Origin of the sequence: Kordiimonas sediminis (assembly GCF_014656395.1) — a bacterium.
Classification (GTDB): Bacteria; Pseudomonadota; Alphaproteobacteria; order Sphingomonadales; family Kordiimonadaceae; genus Kordiimonas_A; species Kordiimonas_A sediminis.
This window is the reverse complement of record NZ_BNCI01000002.1, coordinates 1,308,662-1,331,360: the sequence shown is the minus strand read 5'-3', so window position 1 is coordinate 1,331,360 and position 22,699 is coordinate 1,308,662. Positions and strand designations below refer to the sequence as shown.

At 48.9% G+C, this 22,699-nt stretch carries 21 protein-coding genes; 11 read left to right on the top strand and 10 right to left on the bottom strand.

The genetic code is table 11. The features are described from left to right. Positions 1-179 precede the first annotated feature (179 nt). A complete protein-coding gene (locus IE181_RS13770; RefSeq protein WP_191253917.1) occupies positions 180-635 on the top strand; it encodes a transcriptional repressor in 456 nt (151 codons plus the stop codon). Between the two features lie 63 nt (positions 636-698). Here the strand turns inward: IE181_RS13770 and msrA are convergent, their stop codons facing one another. Next, positions 699-1,169: a peptide-methionine (S)-S-oxide reductase MsrA gene (gene msrA / locus IE181_RS13765; RefSeq protein ID WP_191253916.1), complete on the bottom strand. Its 471-nt coding sequence runs from the start codon at positions 1,167-1,169 to the stop codon at positions 699-701. 104 nt (positions 1,170-1,273) lie between these two features. Between msrA and IE181_RS13760 the strand changes: the two genes are divergently transcribed. Further along, entirely contained in the window at positions 1,274-1,615 is a 342-nt protein-coding gene (locus IE181_RS13760) for a hypothetical protein (protein ID WP_191253914.1), read from the top strand. A gap of 69 nt (positions 1,616-1,684) precedes the next feature. Here the strand turns inward: IE181_RS13760 and IE181_RS13755 are convergent, their stop codons facing one another. Genes IE181_RS13755 through IE181_RS13745 form a run of 3 tightly spaced genes read right to left on the bottom strand, consistent with a single transcriptional unit; the run spans position 1,685 to position 3,524 of the window. Beyond that, positions 1,685-2,074 (bottom strand): acyl-CoA thioesterase, encoded by a 390-nt coding sequence (locus IE181_RS13755; RefSeq protein WP_191253912.1) that lies wholly within the window; start codon positions 2,072-2,074, stop codon positions 1,685-1,687. Then, positions 2,071-3,225 carry a mechanosensitive ion channel family protein gene (locus IE181_RS13750; protein ID WP_191253910.1) on the bottom strand — a complete coding sequence of 385 codons (1,155 nt, stop codon included), beginning with the start codon at positions 3,223-3,225 and terminating at the stop codon, positions 2,071-2,073. Before IE181_RS13750 ends, IE181_RS13755 begins: the two co-directional genes overlap by 4 nt. A 44-nt stretch (positions 3,226-3,269) precedes the next feature. Beyond that, complete coding sequence (locus tag IE181_RS13745) at positions 3,270-3,524, bottom strand: hypothetical protein (RefSeq protein ID WP_191253909.1); 255 nt, start codon at positions 3,522-3,524, stop codon at positions 3,270-3,272. Positions 3,525-3,788: 264 nt separating this feature from the next. Here IE181_RS13745 and IE181_RS13740 point away from each other — a divergent pair, with 264 nt between their 5' ends. Further along, positions 3,789-4,217, top strand: coding sequence for a CBS domain-containing protein (locus tag IE181_RS13740; protein ID WP_191253907.1), 429 nt, complete (start codon positions 3,789-3,791; stop codon positions 4,215-4,217). A 96-nt stretch (positions 4,218-4,313) separates the two neighbouring features. Here the strand turns inward: IE181_RS13740 and IE181_RS13735 are convergent, their stop codons facing one another. From IE181_RS13735 to IE181_RS13725, 3 genes are all read right to left on the bottom strand, one after another. Then, positions 4,314-5,885, bottom strand: a complete 1,572-nt coding sequence (locus IE181_RS13735; protein WP_191253905.1) for a SulP family inorganic anion transporter — start codon at positions 5,883-5,885, stop codon at positions 4,314-4,316. Between the two features lie 227 nt (positions 5,886-6,112). Further along, positions 6,113-7,111, bottom strand: a complete 999-nt coding sequence (locus tag IE181_RS13730; protein WP_191253903.1) for a 4-hydroxyproline epimerase — start codon at positions 7,109-7,111, stop codon at positions 6,113-6,115. A gap of 11 nt (positions 7,112-7,122) precedes the next feature. After that, on the bottom strand, positions 7,123-8,028 hold the full coding sequence (locus tag IE181_RS13725; RefSeq protein WP_191253901.1) for a dihydrodipicolinate synthase family protein: 906 nt from the start codon (positions 8,026-8,028) through the stop codon (positions 7,123-7,125). Between the two features lie 371 nt (positions 8,029-8,399). Here IE181_RS13725 and IE181_RS13720 point away from each other — a divergent pair, with 371 nt between their 5' ends. Beyond that, positions 8,400-9,635, top strand: coding sequence for an NAD(P)/FAD-dependent oxidoreductase (locus tag IE181_RS13720; protein ID WP_191253899.1), 1,236 nt, complete (start codon positions 8,400-8,402; stop codon positions 9,633-9,635). Between the two features lie 10 nt (positions 9,636-9,645). Here IE181_RS13720 and IE181_RS13715 read toward each other — a convergent pair whose 3' ends face one another. Together IE181_RS13715 and IE181_RS13710 are read right to left on the bottom strand one after the other, a co-directional pair. Beyond that, on the bottom strand, positions 9,646-10,743 hold the full coding sequence (locus IE181_RS13715) for a DUF2855 family protein (protein WP_191253897.1): 1,098 nt from the start codon (positions 10,741-10,743) through the stop codon (positions 9,646-9,648). A 97-nt stretch (positions 10,744-10,840) separates the two neighbouring features. Continuing rightward, on the bottom strand, positions 10,841-11,473 hold the full coding sequence (locus IE181_RS13710) for a TetR/AcrR family transcriptional regulator (protein ID WP_191253895.1): 633 nt from the start codon (positions 11,471-11,473) through the stop codon (positions 10,841-10,843). Between the two features lie 167 nt (positions 11,474-11,640). Between IE181_RS13710 and IE181_RS13705 the strand changes: the two genes are divergently transcribed. Continuing rightward, a complete protein-coding gene (locus IE181_RS13705) occupies positions 11,641-12,537 on the top strand; it encodes a peptidylprolyl isomerase (protein ID WP_191253893.1) in 897 nt (298 codons plus the stop codon). After that, on the top strand, positions 12,534-13,727 hold the full coding sequence (locus IE181_RS13700; RefSeq protein ID WP_191253891.1) for a HupE/UreJ family protein: 1,194 nt from the start codon (positions 12,534-12,536) through the stop codon (positions 13,725-13,727). Before IE181_RS13705 ends, IE181_RS13700 begins: the two co-directional genes overlap by 4 nt. A gap of 51 nt (positions 13,728-13,778) precedes the next feature. Here IE181_RS13700 and IE181_RS13695 read toward each other — a convergent pair whose 3' ends face one another. Next, positions 13,779-15,575, bottom strand: a complete 1,797-nt coding sequence (locus IE181_RS13695; protein WP_229819444.1) for an alkyl sulfatase dimerization domain-containing protein — start codon at positions 15,573-15,575, stop codon at positions 13,779-13,781. A 166-nt stretch (positions 15,576-15,741) separates the two neighbouring features. Here IE181_RS13695 and IE181_RS13690 point away from each other — a divergent pair, with 166 nt between their 5' ends. The 5 genes from IE181_RS13690 to IE181_RS13670 all read left to right on the top strand — a co-directional run bounded on the left by IE181_RS13690 (position 15,742) and on the right by IE181_RS13670 (position 22,687). Continuing rightward, entirely contained in the window at positions 15,742-16,671 is a 930-nt protein-coding gene (locus IE181_RS13690; protein ID WP_191253889.1) for an alpha/beta hydrolase, read from the top strand. Positions 16,672-16,766: 95 nt separating this feature from the next. Beyond that, the gene (locus IE181_RS13685) at positions 16,767-17,588 is read left to right on the top strand and encodes an SDR family NAD(P)-dependent oxidoreductase (protein ID WP_191253886.1); all 822 of its coding nucleotides are present in this window, start codon (positions 16,767-16,769) and stop codon (positions 17,586-17,588) included. Between the two features lie 79 nt (positions 17,589-17,667). Further along, positions 17,668-19,275, top strand: coding sequence for a hypothetical protein (locus tag IE181_RS13680; RefSeq protein ID WP_191253884.1), 1,608 nt, complete (start codon positions 17,668-17,670; stop codon positions 19,273-19,275). Positions 19,276-19,328: 53 nt separating this feature from the next. After that, the gene (gene deoC / locus IE181_RS13675; protein WP_191253882.1) at positions 19,329-20,288 is read left to right on the top strand and encodes a deoxyribose-phosphate aldolase; all 960 of its coding nucleotides are present in this window, start codon (positions 19,329-19,331) and stop codon (positions 20,286-20,288) included. A gap of 11 nt (positions 20,289-20,299) precedes the next feature. After that, positions 20,300-22,687, top strand: coding sequence for an aldehyde dehydrogenase family protein (locus IE181_RS13670; protein ID WP_191253880.1), 2,388 nt, complete (start codon positions 20,300-20,302; stop codon positions 22,685-22,687). The last annotated feature ends 12 nt before the right edge of the window (positions 22,688-22,699 follow it).

The window sequence follows — 22,699 nt, the reverse complement described above, 5'->3', positions numbered from 1 at the left end:
ATTGATGCCGTCAAGGCAATAGCTTGTTCAGGGGGCGTGACCTTGGTGTTTGATGAAATCTCGCATAAGATTATTTTTTTCAAACAATAGTCATTTCAGGGGATATGAGACTTTCAGAATTCACTGTTTACCCGAGGGAGTAAAGTCGATAGGATTGTCGAAAATTAGGGGAATTACTCGTGCACGAAAGTCATGATCATAACGCATGTATTCAGGATGCTCTTGATGAAGCAGAGCGCATTTGTACAGAACGCGGAACACGGTTTACCAAGTTGCGGCGTCAGGTTTTACAAATGGTTTGGCAGGGGCATAAAGCTGTAAAAGCCTATGATTTACTTGATCAATTGGCAGCTGAAGGCGGGTCAGCCAAGCCGCCAACCGTTTATCGTGCGCTGGACTTTTTGATGGAAGAAGGCTTCGTCCATAAAATCCAGTCCCTGAATGCCTATGTTGGTTGCCCGCACCCAGGCAAAAGCCATGTCAGTCAGTTTTTAATCTGTGATTCCTGCTCCGGTATTGAAGAGGTAACATCAGAGCAGATGACCCGGGAAATTGAGCTGGCAGCGAAGCGTGCGCAGTTTAAAATATCGTCCCAAACTGTGGAATTGCACGGTACCTGTCGCAGCTGCGCATAATAGTATGCTCATAGAAAAGGGGCCGTCTTGGGCCCCTTTTTATTTGAAGTAACTTGATTTCATTTAGATGTGGCAACTGGTCATGCCGCGCTTTTTCAAATACTGCTGATGATATTCTTCTGCCGGCCAGAAGGGTTCAGCCGGAACAATCTGTGTCACGACATCACGTTTGAAACGACCAGACGCGATGACTTCCTCTTTCTTCTGCTGTGCGACGTCTTTTTGTTCCATATCATGATAGAAAACAACGGTTCTATACTGTGTGCCTGTGTCTGGTCCCTGACGGTTCAGTTCTGTCGGGTTATGGTTGTCGAAGAAAATATCAACAAGTTTGCCGTATTCTATGACGTCTGGATCATATTCTATGTGGACGACTTCGGCGTGTCCCGTTGTGTCGGTGCAGACCTGTTCGTAGGTTGGGTTATCAACTGTGCCGCCCATATATCCGACAGAGGTTGAAGTTACACCATCTGTTGTGCGGTATAATTCTTCGACGCCCCAAAAGCATCCAGCGCCAAAAGTAGCAGTCGCCATTTTACTGTCCTTTTTCCAGTTTACTAATGTTTGGAAGAATATGTGGTTGCTTTTGACTATTGTCGAGAGGCAAAATGCATCAAATTGATCAAAGGACTGTGAACGTGTTGAAAAATTTAAACCTTTTGGCTGCTGTAGGCATTATTATTTCAGGCTCGGTGCCGGTGGCAGCACAGAATATTCCGCAAGATCTGTTGGCAGTAGACAAGCAGCGTATCATGAAGGACTGCGTACCGGCTTTTGGTGAAGCCGTGTGCGAGGCGCTAAGTGATTGTACGGTAAAAGAGTTTGAAAAAAGACTGGATATGGAAACATATCTAAATTTGACGATGCAGCTGTCGCGGAATGAAGTGGACGCAAACAATCGTCAACTGTTGGATACAATTGCTAGATATTGCACAGCCGAGTTGGAGCGTACGGGCATTATCAGTAATAATGCGTCCTGATATAGCAAAAGAAGAAGCTGCCTTACCCTCAGGCTTGGCAGCTGTTATCTTGGACCCTATTCAGCCAGGTTAGATTGAAACTGTTTTCTGTGAACTGGGCACAGGACGCGGGCGGCCATCTTTGTCGACGGCAACAAAAATATATTTGCCCTCAGTTACCTTGATTTCGTCGGCACCACGGGTACGCGCTTCGGCTACTACCTCGATTGCCACAGTGATAGATGTACGGCCTATTTTTTCCGCGTGCGCGTAGACACTGATTAAATCGCCAGGCAGGATCGGTGCGTGGAATTTCATGCCTTCGATTGCAACGGTTGCAACGGCACCGTCTGCGATACGGGCAGCGACCACACCACCAGCAATATCCATTTGGCTCAGAACCCAACCACCAAAGATATTACCATTTACATTCAGGTCAGACGGCATTGGTGTGGTGCGAATTATTACGTCGTCTCTCATTCTTTTGTCTCCAGCATGGTTGGACTGTTACCCGGTATTGGCGCCGGGTCCATTCCTCCGGGAATAGCTTCCAGATATAGTGACTGACTTGGGAATGCAAAGTCTGTTCCTGCATCTTCAACGATTTTTTTGATCTCCAGCAGAAGCTCTTCCTTGATTGCAAGCCATTCCAGCCAATCGGTTGTTTTGGTGAAACAGTACAAGAGAATATTAATGGAACTTGAACCAAAACTATCAATTCTGACAAAGGTGGAGGTATCACTGGGTTGGGCATATTTGGGGTTGTCGGTCAGATACGTTTCGATGCCGTCCCGGACAGTTTGTAACATAGCAGCTGTGCTGTCATAGCGCAGACCGATCACCCATTTGATGCGGCGCATGGACATGCGTGAAAAGTTTGTGACTGCATTGTCTGACAGTTTTGCGTTTGGGACATACACCGGTGATTTATCAAAACGAATGATGGTGGTGGTGCGAAAGCCAATATGCTCTACGGTCCCTTCGACAATCCCTTCGACCAGAATCCAGTCGCCTGCGTGGAAACGCTTTTCGCCAATGACGAACAAGCCAGCAATCAGGTTTTTAAAGAGATCCTGTGCACCCAGTGCAACAGCGACGCCAAAAAGGCCAAAGCCGGCAATTAGCGGTCCAACCTCGATGCCCCATATCTCCAGGATTGTCGCTGCACCGAGCAGGACAAAAGCAATGCGAATGGCTTTTGAAAGCCAAGTGATCATTGCACCCGTTAAAAAGCTGTCTGCCTTTTCAAGCAGTTCACTTACCGGTGAAGACGCACGAACCAGTCCCCAGAAAATTGTAAAGACAATAAGCGACCGATTTATATTTGCGACAAACTGATCGCCAGCAGCATCCAATGTCAGGTAACTGGTCCCAAAAAATATCCCCATGACAATGGGAATGAAGTTAATTGGGGCCTCTACTGCGTCGATGATAGCATCATCTACATCAGTTTTTGTTCTGCTTGCCCAGCCTTTAACGCGGTTGATAACAATATAGGTAAAGACACGACGAAAGATAATAAAGCCCAGGAATATGATAATAGCGATGAGAATTTCGCCAATGTCATATCCATAGACGCCATTTTGCCAGACGTCCTTTACCAGCGCGAAAAATTCCTGAAGTTCAGACATGAATTACTGACTGCCTTTTATTAGGGTACACATACGGTGTTGATTTAGTATTTCTCGTTTTCTTCATCAATAGAAAAGCTGTGCACGTCTTTATCATGCCCGCGACGGTTTGAGAAGAAAAGCAGCCCCATCAAGACAAAACCTATCAGCGAGGTGAAGACGACGCCCAGTCCCATAGCAAACTTTCCGTGTCCGGTTACTTCTACTTCCTTGGTGGTTTCATAAACATCCAACGCCCAAAAACCCACGCCGATCAGGATCAGACATAAAATTGCTGCGGTGAAAATTGTTTTATACATAGCGGTCTCCTCTCGAAAGCGACTAAAAACTAAGCAATTCCATCTCTATAGTCACAGTCTTTTTGCCAAAGATAGGAAAAAGAGGCATACTGTCGCATGGGGATGGTGAAAATCTGACAATATTGGAGGTATTTTCCAGTGATAGGTGAGCAAGGAAGCAAGATTTAAGGGAAAAAGACGTTAGTACAAGATCAAGACGACCTGCTCTGTGGACACTGAAAGCCATGTTCTATTTGCTATTTATAGGAAAAAAGGGAGTTGTTTATGACTGTCAGCCATATTTTAAAAACCAAAGGGGATGAGGTCATCTCTTTGCAGGTGGGGTGTACTGTGTCTGATGTGGCTAAAATCCTTGGTGAAAGAAGGATTGGTGCAATTCCCATCATGGATGGGGATAAAATTGCTGGTATAATCTCTGAACGCGATGTTGTGCGGGGGTTAGCTATACGGGGTGGTGACGTTTTAAAGGACGATGTTTCCACTTTGATGACAAAAAGTGTAACGACCTGTGCAACCACCACCACTGTCCGTCAGTTGATGGAGATGATGACTGAGCGGCGCATCCGCCATGTCCCCATTGTTGAGGGCGGTAAGTTGGTTGGCATGGTAACGATCGGTGATGTAGTCAACGAACGTCTGCATGAAACAGAACAGGAAGCAGAGGCACTGAAAGAATATATCGCATCTGCGTAAGCGCGTCATATGTATTTTATGTGACGCGACTGTATAAAGAAAAAGGCCCTGATAAGGGGCCTTTTGTTGTTTGAGGATCTGTCAGACAGGTGACAGCTATTCTTTGTCGAACTTGTCACCGTAATCGACCGCAATACCGTAATCAGGATCTTCTGCTTCGATCTGTTCAACCATACTGCCCGCTTTGTCGAGCAGGCGTTTACAGTCAGCGCTAAGGTGCCGCAAGTGCAGTTTTTTGTTACGGCGACTGTAGCGTTCGGCAAGCGTATCAATAGCCTGTAGACCCGAATGGTCCCAGACCCGACTGTTGATGAAATCGATCACGACATCTTCAGGGTCATCTTTGGGGCTAAACATTTCCTGAAAATTGGCAATGCTCCCGAAGAAGAGGGGGCCGGACAGGCGGTAAATCTTTGTGCCTTCGGTATTGATCTCTGTTTCTACGTCAATCCGTTTGGCCGCACGCCATGCGAAAACCAGTGCAGAGACGATAACTCCGACTACAACAGCTACCGCAAGATCACTTGCTACCGTCACGGCAGTTACCAGAATGATTACAAAAGCGTCATGACTTGGGACTTTGTGTAGGATGGTTAAGCTGGACCAAGCAAATGTGCCAATTACAACCATGAACATAACGCCAACCAGAGCCGCCAGCGGAATTTGCTCGATCAGGGGCGATCCCCAAAGGATGAAGACAAGTAGGAATAAGGCTGCAGCAATGCCTGAAACACGCGTACGGCCACCAGATTTCACATTGATCATACTTTGACCAATCATAGCGCAACCACCCATGCCGCCAAAAAATCCAGTCACAACGTTTGAGGCCCCTTGTGCCAGACATTCCTTGCTTGTTTTGCCGTGGCTCTCCAGCATTTCAGCAACAAGATTAAGGGTCAGTAAGGACTCAATCAGGCCGATGGCAGCCAGGATGACACTATATGGCAGAATGATCCAAAGTGTTTCCAGTGTGAACGGAACAGAAGGAATGCTGAAAGTTGGGAGGCTACCTTTAATAGAAGCGAGATCACCAACTCTGGGCACATCAATATTGAACCCGATTACAAGGATGGAAACTATCAAGATACCCAAAAGGGGGGCTGGTACGCTTTTAATCAGACGCGGTGCCGCCCAGATAATTGCCATAGTCAGCACAACAAGTCCCAGCATCAAGAACAGGGGGGTACCTGTCATCCAGGCGAGTTCCCCTGCCGCATTCGCTGTTTTAAACTGTCCAAGCTGGGCAAGGAAAATAACAATGGCCAGACCGTTGACAAAACCAAGCATAACAGGATGGGGGACCATACGGATAAATTTCCCCAGCCGGAATATGCCGGCAAGTATCTGCAGAATGCCCATCAGGACTACAGTGGCAAAAAGATATTGGACCCCGTGGGTTACGACCAGGGAAACCATCACGACAGCAAGGGCGCCAGTTGCGCCGGATATCATGCCCGGACGACCGCCAAATGCAGCAGTAATCAAGCCGACAATAAAGGCAGCATATAGCCCCACCAGCGGATGCACTTGCGCGACAAAGGCGAAGGCGACGGCTTCTGGTACCAGGGCGAGAGCGACTGTAAGGCCAGAAAGCAGTTCGGTTCTGTATCTTCCTACAAGTCCCGTTGTTTTGGGTTCCGTGATCGGTAGATCTGGAGCGGTATGCATTGAATTTCCTTCTTGGTGCGTGTTATGTCGCATTCAGAATGCAGCCCCGATATAGATTCAGCGTGGGGCAAAGAAGGGCGCACCATAGTTGCTAATGATGAAAATTCAATGACTGAGTTCGGATTTTGATACAAAAAGTGCCGGAATCCATGCATTTTAATGCCGCAGGCTGAAAATATCTGCGGTTCTTTGTTTGCAATAAGGGATCAGGTGGAAAAGGTGCCACCCTATACGAGCTGAAACCCTTCAGGATATGGGTGCGCGTCATCCACAATAATGCGGTTATAGCCTGTTATCCATGCACTGCCTTCTATGCTGGGCATGATCGCGTCGAAACTGCCAACCTTGGCTGAGGCTTCAACCCTGCCAATGAAACGGCTGTGGATAATGCTTTCGTGGATGTATTGGTCACCAATATCCAGTTTGCCGCGCGCAACTAATTGTGCCATGCGGGCGCTGGTGCCGGTGCCGCACGGGCTGCGGTCAATGGCCTTATCGCCGTAGAATACAGCATTTCTGCCGTCAGCGCCGTCTGTGGGGGTGCCAGTCCATAAGACGTGACTAACACCGCAAACAGTTGGGTCGTCCGGATGGCTGACGGTAATAGTTTCTTGTGCAGCCTGACGAACAAGAAGTGACAGGCGAAGAATTTCACCGGGTGTATAATGCTCCAGGCCAGCATAGTTTTTCTGTGGATCGACCACAGCATAATAATTTCCGCCGTATGAAACATCTATAGTGATCTCGCCCATGCCAGGCACAGAAATCACGGCATCTCTGACCGCCAGATAAGACGCGATGTTGTATATACGGACAGAGGTAACTTTATCCCCGTCTGTAAAATATTTTATTCGAACTTTCCCCGCGGGGACATCCAAAATTAACACTCCCGGTGTTTTTGGACGGATCAGCCCTTCTTCAATGCCAACCGTGACTGTACCAATCAGGCCGTGTCCGCACATTGGCAGGCAACCACTTGTTTCGACAAACAATATGGCTGCATCGGCATCAGGACTGATAGGGGGATAGATAACTGACCCGGACATCATGTCGTGTCCGCGAGGTTCGAACATCAAGGCTTTTCTGATCCAGTCATGATGTTTTAGGAAGTCTTGTCGTTTGTGGCTCATTGTTGTGCCGACAAGGTCAGGGACGCCTGTTTTTATGACCCGAACCGGGTTGCCGCAAGTATGGGCATCAATGCAGGTGAACTCAGTCCGGGCCATAAATTCTACTCCTAGATGTCGGTTGGTAGTGTTGGGCGGTTTGCCGCCGCATGCTCCACAATACCGATGACACGCTTGCGCTCCTCACCGACCAACGGCAAACGTGGTGCACGGACCATCTCAGAACCGCGCCCCATCACCTGTTCTGCAAGCTTGATGCACTGTACGAGCGTTGGAATGGTATCCAGGCGTAGAAGAGGCATAAACCAGCGGTAAATTTCAACGGCTTCCTGAATTCGGCCAGCGCGTGCCAGCTTGAAAAGGGCGACTGATTCCTGCGGGAAAGCATTGGTCAGGCCGGAGATCCAGCCGGTACAACCCATCAAGATACTTTCAAGGGCAATGTCGTCCACCCCGGTGAAAACGGTGAAGCGGTCACCAAAGGCATTGAACATTTCTGTGACGCGGCGCGTGTCAGCAGTTGATTCTTTTACAGCAACAATATTGGCAAGGCCTTGCAGTTCTTCGAACATATCGATTGTGATGTCGATGCCGTACGTGACGGGGTTGTTATAAACCATCACAGGCAAGTCTGACGCTTGCGCAACTGCCTTATAATGGGCAAGTGTTTCACGGCGGTCTGATTTATACACCATCGCGGGCAATACCATCAGGCCATCAATGCCGATTTTTTCTGCGTCACGCGCATACTCACAGGCCTCGGCTGTGGTGAACTGTGAAACGCCTGAAATTACAGGAACGCGGCCATTGGCAACTTCCTTGACTGCCGCAATCACGTCACGCTTTTCTTCTGCTCGTAGGGAGCAGTTTTCACCAACAGTGCCTAATGCGATGATGCCGTCGACACCGTCTTTGATCAGCATATCAATTACGCGCTGGGTTTCTTCGATATTTAATGACTCGTCATCATTAAACTGTGTCGTCGTTGCAGGGTAAACGCCTTGCCAGTCAATCATTGGTATTCCTCTTCCATATCTGTCACGCCGCACAGAAAATAGTATCTGATTTATGACAGAAAACTATAAAAAACAGGCGGTAGGTGATTACGATTTTCCACTGGCAAGAGTAGATAATATATAATATATTATTTTCAAGAGAAAATTAACCGCCAGTGAGAAATTCCTCTTATTACCTAAATATTTCAGTAGCTTGTTCTGATTTTTTTTTGAGCGTTCTGATGGTGTATCAAGTGATAAGAGCGATTGAGTATCGGCATTTTGTGTGTTTTTGGCAGATGGAAATATGATACAGAAGTTCCCGTATTTGCCGTTAAGTAGTGATATCAGGCAATCATGCCAAAGAAGCTGTCGAAGATTGAGAATGTTATATGAGCAAGTCTAAAGGGTCAGTCATTATCGTTGGGGCTGGTGTTGTTGGAGTTACGTCTGCTTTTGAGCTGCAGAAGCGCGGTTATGATGTAAAACTGATTGACCGAGTTGGTCCAGGCATGATGACCTCTAAGGGTAATGCTGGACATATAGCGACAGAGCTGGTGGACCCTCTCGCTACGCCGTCAACGCTGCTGAGCGTACCACGGCTTTTGTTTGCGCAGAATGGACCCCTGACCTTGCGTTGGCGATATTTGCCGAAAATCTTTCCGTGGCTTGTTAAGTTTCTCTGGTCAGCTCGGCCGCATCAGGTTGCAAGAGGACAGATGGGCCTTACCTCGCTTAATGCAATTGCTCTGCCGGCTTGGCTTGATATGGCAGCTGATACTGGTCAAAGTCATATGATCCGCCGCACAGGTGGTATCGAAACATATGAAAACCCTTCAAACGCACGAAGCTTGCCTTCTTATATTGAGAAGCTTCAGGCGAATAATATTCCGTGTGAGCTGTTGACCCAATCTGAATTGCAAGACCGCTTGCCGGGAATATCACCGAAGGTCAAGGCAGGTGTATATTACAGTGCCACAGCCTCGGTGTCTGACCCCTATGATTTAACAAGAGGTGTCTTCGATATATTTATGGCGCGCGGCGGTTCTTACGAGCAGCGCAATGTTGTCACTGTTGAGGACGGTCTGGTCAGATTTGAAGACGGCACAATTGCTAAAGCTGATAACATTCTGGTATGCGCCGGAGCATGGAGTAAAAAACTTTGCCGATCTGCTGGGTACCGTGTGCCGCTTGAGACAGAGCGCGGCTACCATTTAATGTTGGAGCAACCTTCCTTATCCTTGCAGGGGCCTGTGATTTCCAATGACAGAAAGTTCATCCTGACAAGTATGACAGGGGGGCTTCGCTTGGCGGGGCGTGTGGAGTTCGGTGGCTTAGAGTTGCCTCAACGGGATGCACTGGCAGACGATCTGATGTTGCAGGCGCGGGCACTGTTTCCTGAATTATCAGCATCAGGCCAGACACGGTGGATGGGGTACCGCCCAACGTTGCCAGACTCGCTGCCTGTCATAGATAAATGCCAGCGGTCGAAGGGGCTCTATTTTGCGTTTGGCCATCAACACCTTGGATTGACACAGTCCGCGGCGACGGCAAGGTTGATGGGCGAAATGATAGACGGGGAAAAACCTGCAATAGACCTTACCCCGTTTAAAATAACCCGCTTTTAGACAGTCAGGCTTATGGCTTGAATATATGTCCAACCTTCGGGTTGATGGAACCAGCAATCATGTCTTTGTAAAGCGTTGACAGTTTGTCTGTTCCTGAGCATTCCTCAATTTCAATCCATGAGGTTGCATCTTTAATAAAGCGTGCCCAGGCCGCGCCCGAGACCTTCATGAATTTGTCTTGTCCCCATTCCTGGGTGCGTTTTTGTGCCTGTGCTGGTGCGAAGAATAATGTGGGCGCGGGGCCTGGCAGATTATCTACGCTGCGGTCAGTATCCCAGTGTGAAGCCCCGACGGAGCAGCTGTATGTTAGATTGTTTCCAAAATGGTTGTGGATTTTTGCCCGTATCTGACCGCTGCCAGCCATGTCCACAAATACCGCTTTTTGTGCCGCATCCAGTTGCGCTATATCATCATAGGAAAGAACCTGATCATAGCAGCCAAGAGAATGCACAAAATCTATATTTGAAGCAGAGGTCAGTCCAATAACACGGGGGCTGCCATTCGCTCTGTTATGGTAGATCTGAAAAGCGGCGCCAAGGGCAGTCTTGCTGGAGGCAGATGACAGGATAATGCAGTCAGCACCGAAATAGTCATTATCTTGCAAGAAGTCTTCAATCAGAAAACTTGTCATGAACAGCGGCCTGAAGAGGCTTTGTAGATTTTCCAGGTCAGGACTGTAGGCAGGGTCAGACGAAGACCGCATATAATAATTATAGATAGGGCTTAGATGGCTTCGGTGGTTGGCAGCGTCCATAAACCCTGCAGCCGAGACTTTTGCGGGTTGGACCACCAGATAACTGGACATGGGGTAGTAGCCATAAAAGCGTTCACCGACACTGATACCACCGACCTTTGAGGCAACCACATCAGCAAACCCCCAAACAGGGATTCGTCCCCAGTTATCTGAAGCTGGGAAAAAGTCCCAATATTTCAGGTGGCTGTTACCAAATGCTGCATAGGTAATGTTATTTGCAGTAAAGGCGAAAGACTGAACTTTGAAGAGGATTTCACCGTCTTGAAGCGTATGTGTTTGATCCACCAGCGCTGGATGAACTTCAAATGTTTCGATATTGTTTTTATCAACAAGAAAATCAAATGCCTGTGTCACAAAGGGTCCCCGTTTAGCAGTTTCAAAATAATTGAAACCATTAATTGCAGGTTGGGGACCTTGTGTCCAGCCAAAATCAGAAATGAAATCTGTGGCGTTATTTACTATTCAGTATAGCAAGACATATCGACCGAAGCTGGTCAATCACCTGGCTTTTCTTCAGGTCAAGTTTTTTAGCCTGACTAAACCGTCTTACGGAAAGCATAACGGTATCAAAGATCGATGCGATTTTATAATCGATCAATTCCTCGGATATATCCGGGTTCTTTTCGCGAATGGAGTTTCTCAAATGATCAACCGACTTGCCCAGACCGGGAATGTCATACCTTTCGATCATTTGTGTTACTTCAAATTTGGGCTGCGTCATTGCCTGTGCGAGAAAGGCAACATAATTATGACCGGACACGGTTTTTGTCGATAGCTCCACAAGCGGAATAATTAATATATCGATAGCATTTTCATCTGTGAAGGTGTCGCCCCACTGGTTAATCAGGTTAAGACGGTATTCTTCCAGTTGGAGAGTACGCCGCTTGATGACAGCTCTGAACAATTCATTCTTGTTCCCAAAATGATACTGCAAGGCAGATTGGTTTTTCTGGCCTGCCTCATCCAAAATTTCCTTGGTTGTGACATTTGCCAGCCCTTTTTCTGCCGCAAGTTTCTCAATCGCGCGCATAAATAAAATTCGCGTGCTCTCAGAGCGTTTATTTTGAACAGCATCTCTTGTCATACAGTTTTGACCTCGTTAGGGTTTGCCGGCGGAACTTTGCACGACAATTGCCTTAATGGAAAACATTAAAGCGGTTAAGCATGTGAGTTTCAAGTCAAATAATCGCAAAAAATGACTCTGTACAGGGCTAAATGCCTTGTGCCCACGCTAGAATATGGATGTGATACATGAAGAATTTTGATGGCTTAATGATGACAGCTGCTGTGGTGGGCATTGGTTTGGCGATATTTGGTAGTCACACAACCATGGATGCAGAGAGCACAATTGAAAGGACAGGCGCCCAGTTTGACCCAGCCCTGCACGTTGCTGTGGTTAATGGCGTACCTGTCTTCCAGGCTGATCTTGATAAGATACTGACCGAGTTTGCCGCGACGTCTGGCGAAACTGTAACAGACACAGACCTTGAACGTCTGCGTGATCAATTGATCAATGAACAGCTTATGGTTCAGAGGGCTGATGAGCTTGGACTGTACAGCAGTGATGATCGTGTCCGTGCTGCAGCTATTGAGGCACTGACAGATCTGATTTTAACGTCTGAGGTTAAGGAGGGGACACCATCGGCTGTTACAGTCTCAGAAATTCAGGCGTACTATGATCTTCACCAATCTAATTTTAATCTTGCGCCAACGATTAGTTTTGATGTTGCTTACTTTCTCGATGAGGATGCTCGTGACACGGCCATGGCAGCGGTCGAAAATGGCGCCAATTTCACAGAAATTCAGGAAAGTGCCACTAAATCAGCATTTCCAGTGCCAGATCGTCCAATCGCGGTTCCATCCTTGAAAAGATATGTTGGGGAAGATCTGGCGCATATCATGGAATTATTGGCTGAGCCTGGCATAAGCGGCCCGTATCAGATAGGCGAGATGTATGCGATTATCAACGTCACCGACATTACACAGGGACGTGAACGCAGTCTTGAAGAAGTTTTCGACCTTGTTCGCCACGAGTTGGAGCGTGAGCGAGAAGAAGCCGCACTAAAGAAATATATTCAGTGGCTTCAGGACAGAGCTGATATCGTGCGAACACAAAGTGCCGATGAGGCGGGAGAGCCGGTATCATGATCAGGGGTGTCGTTGCCTTCTTGATGGTTGCGCTGTTTGCACTTCCCTCAAGTGCTCATTCTATTGGTCGGTCCTCTTCACAGTGGATTTCCAAAGGAGATGATAGCGGTGCTTATGATGTGGCATGGTTTATCTCCATTGATGATGTTGAGAATTTTATTCCTGCAGCAAAGACAGAACCGGATTCAAAAAAAATACAGGCTTTTGTGCAGTCGGCGTGGCAGGTTGAAAATGCGGGTGGCCAGTGTACGCTCCGCGCTAAGGGTTTAGGGCAGGGAAGCGCAGAAGACTACATTCTGTCTTTTGGCGTTCTGTGTTCCAATGGTGGCTCAATATCTGCGTCGCTTAGTGGGCTCATTGATGCGTACCCTTCTCATATTCATCTTGTCAGGCAGCAAAACCTTGATAACGAGAAGGCCGAGGTCTTGCTGACAAGTAATGCTAGCGAGTTTGAATGGAGCACAGCATCGTCTGATCCAGCCTGGTTAACCTATATGAAACTTGGGGCACTGCATATCCTTGAAGGGTATGATCATTTGGCCTTTTTGTTGGCGCTTTTACTTGTGGTTCGGGGGCTGGGGCCGGTGTTTTGGTGCGTTACCGGTTTCACGGTAGGGCACAGTCTGACACTCGCACTGGGATCTACTGGCTGGATATCGTCCGATCCGTCAATTGTAGAACCACTGATCGCCTTTACCATCGCACTGACGGCCACTGAATACGGCCTGCGGGAAAGCAGGGATCAGGCGCGTGTGTTGCTGGGGCTGGTACTAGCATTTTGTTTCCTGTTTGCAGCTGATTTATTGCTTCAGTCTATGCTGCCTTATACCGTATGGGCTGGTTTGTTTTTGGTTAGTTTTGCCCTGTGGAGTTTTGCCTTCCGCACGGAAAAAGATGGGTATAAAATCCTGCCTGTGCTGACACTTGGGTTTGGACTGATCCACGGGTTTGGGTTTGTGGGTGTGTTGTCTGACATTGGGCTACCTGAAGAAGACAGGCTGCTGGCACTGTTTTCCTTTAATGTGGGTGTCGAGATTGGGCAGCTTATCTTCATCATTGGAGCTGCGGTAGTTGGCAAACTCTTGTTGTCGGTGCCGTTATGGCGACCACGTTTGATCGAAGGATTAACATGCGCTGCCCTTGTAGGTGTTGGACTGTTCTGGTTTGCGCAGCGCGTGTATATTACATGAATAGTGTAAGGTAATTTATTGTTTTATATGTTTAAATTACCTTCACTTGTCCTATCTTACTACTAGGTTTATTGGGTGGATTTCCAGATCAAAACTGCTGAAAAAGTCCAGTACGGCTAATTTGCTGCCTGTTATTGTAATGCTGCCGGACAGCAATTCCTCAGCCAAACTGATTTCCTGTCGTACCATCCGGTCATAGAGCGCACGGTCCAGTGTTAAGCTGCTATCCACATCGTCTTCCACGCCTGGGTGGATAATCAGAATTTGATTTCGCAGCTCCAGTGTGTAGGCTTCATTGGTATCAGGAAAGCGGAAGCCGACTTTGATATGTTTCAACTCTGCTTTTTCCGGCACCAACCTATAGCGCATCAGTGATAGCAGGCGGTCGGTCGCGATGGCTTCGGTAGACAGATTTTTGCGGAACCTTGCCTGAATGGCTTCGCTATCGATCAGTCCTTCAAGTTCACGTGCCCCGGTCAGATAAAACCCGCGCCAATTTGTATTTAGAGTTTTATATCCAAGCTGTCGCAGGGCCCGTGCCTTGATATTTTTGGCCGACTGATCAGTGTTATCTGTGACAATCAGGAGGGTGGCCAATTCGGCCGCCCACTGAGGGTCACCTGCCTCAAGAACCTTTTGTGCCTCAGATTGGACTTTGGTCCGCCCGCCCATCAATGCAATTGTTCGCTCGGCCTTCAGTGGGGGTGGTGTCGGGGCGAGGGTTGTCGGGTCACCGTCCCACCAACTGATATAATGGGTGAAGTAGCTGCGAACGCTGTGTCTGACTGTGCCGTATACCTCGCGTGTCCAAGGGGTGATGGATAGATGCTCCGGCACTTCGGTCAGTATATTGGCGATTTCTTCGCCTGTGTAGCCGGCATTCATCAGACGAACGGACTGGTCATGCGTCCACTGAATAGCATCACGGTATGTGCGTAAAATGGTTTCAATCTCTGTAGCGCCTTCGACAACCGGCCCGTGGCTGGGAATTAAATATTCAGGGCTGTAATCGCGCATCCGGTCAATCGCCGTGACCCATTTTTCAGCATCGCGTGGTTTGGTGCCGCGCAGACTGTGCAGGTTTGGAAATGTGGGTCCCTGAATTTCGTCGCCTGATAAAATAGCCCGATATTTAGGCAGATAGACAGCGATATGGGACGCCGCTTCGCCACCGGTTTCAAACAGGATCACATCAATACCGTCAATGGTCATTTCCAGTTTGCCGTCTACAAAAGTGTTGGGTTCAACATAGCCATTTTTACCGGGGCGCACTTTGCCGCCGATACCGACCTGAAAGTCTCTGCCGTCAGTTTCTGGGTCTAGAAGATTGCCGTACATATATAAGGCACGAATGCCCATAATTTGCGCCGTAACACCGTTTTCGTCCTGCATTTCCCGCAGAAAGCTTTTCCCTGCTATAACCGGAACTGACCCATTCGCTGCGTCTTCAATGGAAACAAAGTTGCTGGCACCGCCAACATGGTCAATATGATGATGTGTGTAAATCACGGCCAACACAGGTTTACTTGTTTGTTCGCGGATAAGTTCAAGCGCGCGTCGGCCATCTTCAATACTGATATTGGTATCAACGACAATCAGGCCAGTCTCCCCCTCGATTATAGACACGTTGGGAATTCCCCCATTGACATTGGCAAATTGCCAGACGGGTGCACCGCTTACTTTTGTGACCTTTTCTTCAGATAATTTCCAGTGCTCGAGCAGATAGGGTGGGATGCTGAATTCATCTGAGAAATCTGGTTCCATAGGTTGTTCAGAACAGGCAGCAAGCATAACCATACTGGTAATGGACAGTGCGGATAGTCCGCGGCAAAGTGCATGTCGTGACATGAGAGTTTCCGATTTGTAATTTACATTAATGGAATACATTACAGTCATTTACAGCAGGCCTTGTCAAGCAGGACTGGCTGCGTTTATATCTGAATTGTCGAATTTCTGTACTGATCAGTACGGAAAATGGAGTTTCAGACAAAATAGGGCAAAATAGGGGGAGTGTATGTCAATTCGTGCGTGGCTAGTGCGGCAAAAAATCAAGAAAGCTTTCAGGTCAGGAGCTGATAAAGGTCCAATACCGGATGATGTAAATCCTGATGAACTGGTACTGCAGTTTCGGGACACACTAACGGCCGGTGAGGCGTTGATGCCGCAGCCACCGGAGAAGACTGAAATCATTTCGGTGGATGAAAATGGTATCCGGGGAGAATGGGTACATGAGCCAGGGGTAGATCGGTCCAAGGTCGTTTTTTATTGTCATGGCGGTGGTTATGTCTGGGGTAGCCCAAAAGTCTACCGGTATCTGGCATGGAGATTATCCATTGCCGCCAATGCGCGGGTTTTCCTGTTGGATTATTCCTTGGCGCCGGAAAGCAAGTATCCTGTGCAGGTGAATGAGGCATTGGCAGCCTATGCTTATGTCTGCGATCAGGTGGGTGGTAGTCAGCATGTTGCGCTGGGTGGCGACAGCGCAGGTGGGAATCTGGCGTATGCTTTAGCGCATGCAGTCAAAGATAAAGGTGCTGATATGCCCGCTTCAATTGCACTGTTGTCGCCGTGGCTGGACATGTCTGGCAGCGGCGAAAGTGCTGTTTTTAATGCGGACAAGGAGGTGATGCTTGATCCACGTGGCCTGGGTATCGGAGGGGATGCATATCACGGCCGAACCATGGAACGGAATGATCCGCGCTGCAGCCCTTTGTTTGCGGATCAAAAGGGCATGTCACCTGTGTTGATGCAGGTCGGATCAACTGAAATACTGCTCAGTGATAGTACGCGTCTGGCTGATCAATTGAAATCTGCGGGGGTGGCTCATGAACTGCAGATATGGAAAAATATGCACCATGTCTGGCAGATGGCTTCGAACATCATCCCGGAAGGCAGGAAAGCAATCAAAGGCATTGGTGCTTTTTACCGGACACACTGGGCATAGTGGTGCTGGCAAGCTCTGATATCTGAATATGGGATGTCACGGTGGGTAATGGATTATCAGCCCTGTATGGGCAAAAAAGGGGGACAATACGGACAATGATCAAGACAGCATTTATTACAGGTGCGGCCTCGGGAATAGGGCGCGCATTAGCAGAAAATTTGGCGAATAGCGGTGTTGCGCTCTATCTGACGGATGTGAATGAAGCAGGTTTGAAAGATGTGCAAAAAGACTTACAGGACCGACAGGTGAATGTTCAGATCGGCGTCCTTGATGTTTCTGACCGGGCCGCCTTTGAGGATCATGCGAAACGTGCCGTGGAGACAATCGGCGATATTGATATTGTGTTTAATAATGCGGGCGTGTCTCTCAGCGACATGGTCCATACTGGAAGTTATGAAGATTATCACTGGCTGATGGATATTAATTTTTGGGGTGTGGTCCACGGTACCAAAGCATTTCTGGATGATATGCTGGCACGGAAAACGGGGCATATTGTTAATATTTCCAGTGTTTTTGGGCTGGTTGGCGTGCCGTCACAGTCTGCCTACTGTGCGGCCAAACATGCAGTGAAGGGATTTAATGAAAGTCTGTATTATGAATTGATTGGTACCGGTGTACAGGTGCATTCTGTGCATCCCGGCGGCATTGATACCAATATTGTCGTCAATGGCAGACAAAAACAAAATCTGTCTGGCAAGGTCAGCACAGATGATGTTCAGGAAAATTTCAAACCGCAGGCAATTACAACGCCAGCGAAGGCGGCCGAGACGATTATGAATGGCGTTCGAAAGGGCGAGTATAAAATCCTGATTGGGCCTGATGCGCGTGCGCTTGACCGCATGTCGCGCTGGTTCCCGAAACTGTGGCAAAAGCTTTTTTACAAGCGCGCTACCAAGGATATTCAGAGGGCGTCATAAGCTACTGGTCAGATAAATAACATGGTGCTACTGTCAGCGAATCTGAATACAAGATCTCAAAGTGGACCAGGGGACCTATATGTCGAATTCCGAGACTGTACTCGGCGGTGGTGTAAAGCCATCGTCGCAATTGATGGCGGATGTTAACGCAGGGTTTGCGTTTTTTCTGGATTGTGTAGTCAATCTATTCGTGCTTTCCGGCATCATGATCGGGGCCTTTGGTTTTCCTTCTGAAGTGATGTTTGGTAAGATTATTCCCGGTGCAATCGTTGGTATCTTGTTTGGTAATCTTATCATGGTCTGGGTTGCCAAGCGGTCCGCAGCACGGACAGGCAATACATCTATTACCAGTATTCCCATGGGGCTGGATTTACCGACTATTTTTGGCATGGTGTTCTTTATTCTGGGCCCTGTCTATCTCGCGAACCTGGAGACGCTTGGTGAAATCGCTGCTGCTGAAAAGGCATGGCATCTGGGGATGGCCTGTGCTCTCTGGATGGCGATTTTCAAGGGTATTTTTTCTTTCTTTGGCCGGGCTATGCAGCAGGAATTGCCGCAAACAGCTCTGATTGGGTCAATGGCGGGTATTGCGATTGTCTGGCTTGGCGCCGAAGCGCTTCTGGGTGTTTTGGTCCTGCCAGAGGTAGGGATTGTCTCTCTTATTGTTATGGCCTTTGCGCTTATCTCCGGACACCGTTTGCCGTTTAACCTGCCGGGCGCGGTATTGGCTATTTTGGCCGGAACTGTGCTCTATTATGTTCTTGCGTTTGCCGGTGTTGGTAACGGATATGTGGTGACAGAAACGCCTGATCTGGTGCCTGCTCTGCCAACCTTTACGCTAGCTGGGTTTGGTGTTCTCCTTGGCGAGTCTACCAATTATCTCGGGATTGTTATTCCCTTTGCGCTTTTAATTGCTGCAAGCAGCGTAAACGTAGTTGCTGGCGCTAAAATTGTCGGTGATGAGTATGACCCTGCACTTGTTGTGCGCCTTGATAGCCTGACAACGGTTATCTCGGCTGTGTGTGGTGGTGTAGTGCAGACCACGCCGTATTTTGGTCATCCAACCTACAAACGTATGGGCGCACAGACCAACTATGCGCTGGGTGCTGCTGGTATTATCACGGTGGGTGGTTTCCTTGGTGTGATTGCCTTCGCGTCTCTGATGATCCCAACAGCCGTGTTGAAACCAATATTGGTTGTTGTTGCCAGCGATATTGTGCGCCTTGCGTTCACTGGCAGTGATGTGCGGCATGCCCCGGCCTTCTTGTTTGCTGTGGCGCCGGGTATTCTGAATTATGCATACTCCAAAGTAACCGAGCTATACAGCAAGCTGGAAGCAAGTGTTACATCCACGCTCAGTAGCGATTGGCTGGCGAATTACGCATTATTGGGTGCTATGGCGAATGGCTATGTGCTTGTCAGCCTTGTCTGGGGTGCCTTTATGGTATGGATTATTGACAGGCGTTTAGTCCGGGCGGGCGTGACGGCCTTTTCTGCCGCTATTTTGACACTGTTCGGGGTTATCCACTCCGTCTCGCCGGATTCTGGTATGTATTTACCTTGGAATATGCCTGATTTAGGTGGCGTGGAAATCTTGCCATTTAGATTAGCTGCAGGATATGTTATTGCAGGCATAATGCTACTGGCACTGCATCTGACAGGCCCCAAAGATGCCACAGAGTCATAAGTAAAGATTTCACTATTCGATAACGATATTTGCGAACAGGACGTACTTAGCACATGTCAACAAATGCCTATGTGAACGACGGGATCCCATTTGATCCGGCGGTTCTGGAAGGAATTCGCGTCAATAAAAGCGCGACAGAGAGACGAATTGCCTCCCTCGGTGGTCGCCGTGCGGTAAAGAAAGATGCGCAGTTAGCCTTTATGTTAAAGGCGATAAGCTGCATCGACCTGACCACCCTCTCCGGGGACGATACTCCGGGAAAAGTACAGCGCATGTGCCGAAAGGCCCGTAACCCGGTCCGGCATGATATTATGGAGGCGCTTGGAGTAGGCGATTTGTCGCTGACGACAGGGGCTGTATGTGTGTATCACCCCATGGTTAAGGTTGCAGTTTCAACCCTGCAAGGGTCAGCAATCCCGGTGGCAGCAGTTTCAACTGGCTTTCCGGCTGGTCTGGCGCCAATGGAAACACGGCTCGAGGAAGTGCGGCGCTCTGTTGCAGACGGTGCTACTGAGATTGATATTGTTATCACCCGTGAACATGCGCTTCTGGGCAACTGGCAGGCGCTGTATGATGAAGTGCGTGCCTTTAAGGATGTTTGCGGCGAAGCCCACATGAAAACCATTCTAGCAACTGGACAGCTGGCAAGCCTTACACAGATTGCCAAAGCGTCCATGGTGTCCATGATGGCGGGGTCGGATTTCATTAAGACGTCGACGGGGATGGAAGGTGTGAATGCAACATTACCCGTATCGCTTACCATGATCCGCCAGATACGGGACTATCTGGATATGACGGGCATCAAAGTCGGTTATAAGCCCGCTGGCGGGATCAAAACCGCCAAGGACGCTGTCTTGTACCTTGTGTTGATGAAAGAAGAACTTGGCCGGGAATGGTTGGAGCCTGAGTTATTCCGCTTCGGGGCATCAAGTTTGCTTGGTGATCTGGAGAGACAACTTGAATATCATGCATTTGGTGGCTACTCGGCCGCATACAGACACGCACTAGGATAGGGGCGGTTCCAATGACAGTGAAAGAAAAACTCGAAACTATGGAATATGGTCCAGCGATGGAAAGTCGCAGTAATGTTGATGCATGGCTTGATGGGCATGGACGTGCCTTTGGCCTGTTTATCGGTGGTAAATGGACGGACGCTGAAAGTTCCTTCCCAACCTATGCACCCGCAACTGGTGAAAAGCTGGCAGACATTGCATCAGCTTCTGCGGATGATGTGAATAGCGCAATACAAGCAGCACGCAAAGCACAACCCGCGTGGGAGAAACTGGGCGGACACGGCCGGGCGCGGTATCTGTACGCTGTTGCACGACTTGTACAGAAACACAGCAGAATATTAGCGGTTTTGGAAAGCCTTGATAACGGCAAGCCAATCCGCGAAAGCCGGGATATTGATATCCCGCTTGTCGCCCGTCATTTTTACCACCATGCCGGATGGGCACAACTTCTGGAAGCTGAGTTTCCTGACCACCAGGCACTGGGCGTCGCAGGGCAGGTTATTCCGTGGAATTTCCCACTATTAATGTTGGCGTGGAAAATTGCACCGGCGCTGGCGGCAGGCAATACAGTTGTCCTGAAACCGGCGGAATATACGTCGCTTACGGCACTGATGTTTGCTGAACTGTGTGTGGAAGCAGGCCTGCCAGACGGTGTTGTCAATATTGTGACTGGTGCGGGCGAAACCGGTGCCAGTCTGGTTGCCGGGGACGTGGACAAGGTTGCTTTCACAGGGTCTACCGAGGTTGGTAAAACCATCCGACGCCAGATTGCTGGTTCAGGTAAAGCACTGACGCTGGAGCTAGGCGGTAAGTCGCCTTACATTGTTTTTGAGGATGCAGACCTTGATGGTGCGGTCGAGGGACTGGTTGACGCCATCTGGTTTAATCAGGGGCAGGTTTGCTGTGCTGGTTCTCGTCTGTTGGTGCAGGAAGGGATCGCCGATAAGTTCCTGACCAAAGTTAAAGCCCGCATGTCCACATTAAGAGTTGGGCATAGTCTTGATAAATGTATCGATATGGGCGCTGTCGTTGACCAGGTCCAAAAAGATACGATTGAAGCATTGATCGCGGACGGCAAGAAAGAAGGGGCAACTGTCTGGCACGCACCCTGTAGTTTGCCGGAAGAGGGTATCTTCTATCCGCCGACCATCGTGACAGATGTCGGCAGCGACAGCTTACTGGTCCGGGAGGAAATCTTCGGTCCTGTTTTGACTGTTATGACGTTCAGAACGCAGAAAGAAGCCGTCGAGCTTGCCAATAACACACGGTACGGCCTGGCAGCGACTATTTGGTCAGAAAATATTTCCCGTACGCTTGAAGTTGCCCCCGCACTTATGGCCGGTGTTGTTTGGGTTAATGGCACAAACATGTTTGATGCCGCGGTTGGATTTGGTGGTCGCCGTGAAAGCGGTTTCGGGCGTGAAGGCGGCGCGGAAGGCATGTTGGCGTACCTGAAGCCAAAAGACGCTTCAAAGCGTGCGGACTATAAGCCAATTGCAGTGCCTGCACCGCGGCCGGGCAGTGCGCCGAAGCAGACCGGTCTGCCCGCCGTTGATACCACAGCAAAACTATATATTGGTGGCAAGCAGGCCCGGCCTGATGGCGGTGACAGCCTGGTTGTTCATGACCATAAGGGGCATGAAGCCGGTCTGGTCGGTGACGGCAATTACAAAGACATCAGAAATGCTGTTGAGGCAGCAACCGCTGCCGCTGGTTGGGCAGGTCAGACAAGCCATCTGCGGGCGCAGATACTATATTATATTGCTGAAAATCTTAGTGTACGGGCGGATGAATTTACGGCACGCCTTATCAGTTTGACGGGTGCAAGCAAAAAGGCAGCTGAGCAAGAGGTAGAAGCCTCTATTCGCCGGTTGTTTGATGCAGCGGCCTTCGCTGATAAATTTGAAGGACGTGTGCATGAACCGCCTATTCGCGGCGTGGCGATTGCAATGCATGAACCGCTTGGAGTTATTGGTATTATATGTCCGGACGAAGCGCCACTGCTAGCGATGGTAACGCTGGCTGCACACGCAATTGCCGTGGGGAACAGAGCTGTTGTTGTCCCGTCTGCGCGCTATCCATTGTTGGCAACTGACTTTTATCAGATTTTAGAGACATCTGATTTGCCTGCTGGTGTGCTCAATATCATTACCGCGCGCCGGGATAGTTTGAACGTTCCGCTTGCCAAACATTACGGCGTTGATGGTCTGTGGTACTTCGGCGGCCTGGAGCAGTCTGCAGAAATTGAGATTGCAGCTGCAGATAATATGAAGCGTACCTGGCTTTCGGGTGGCAAGGCCTATGACTGGTTCAGTGATCCTTTGTTAGCCAGTCGCCGCATTTTGGAAAAGTCGGTAGAGGTCAAGAATATCTGGGTTCCTTACGGGGACGCAAACTAATCACAGGGCAAG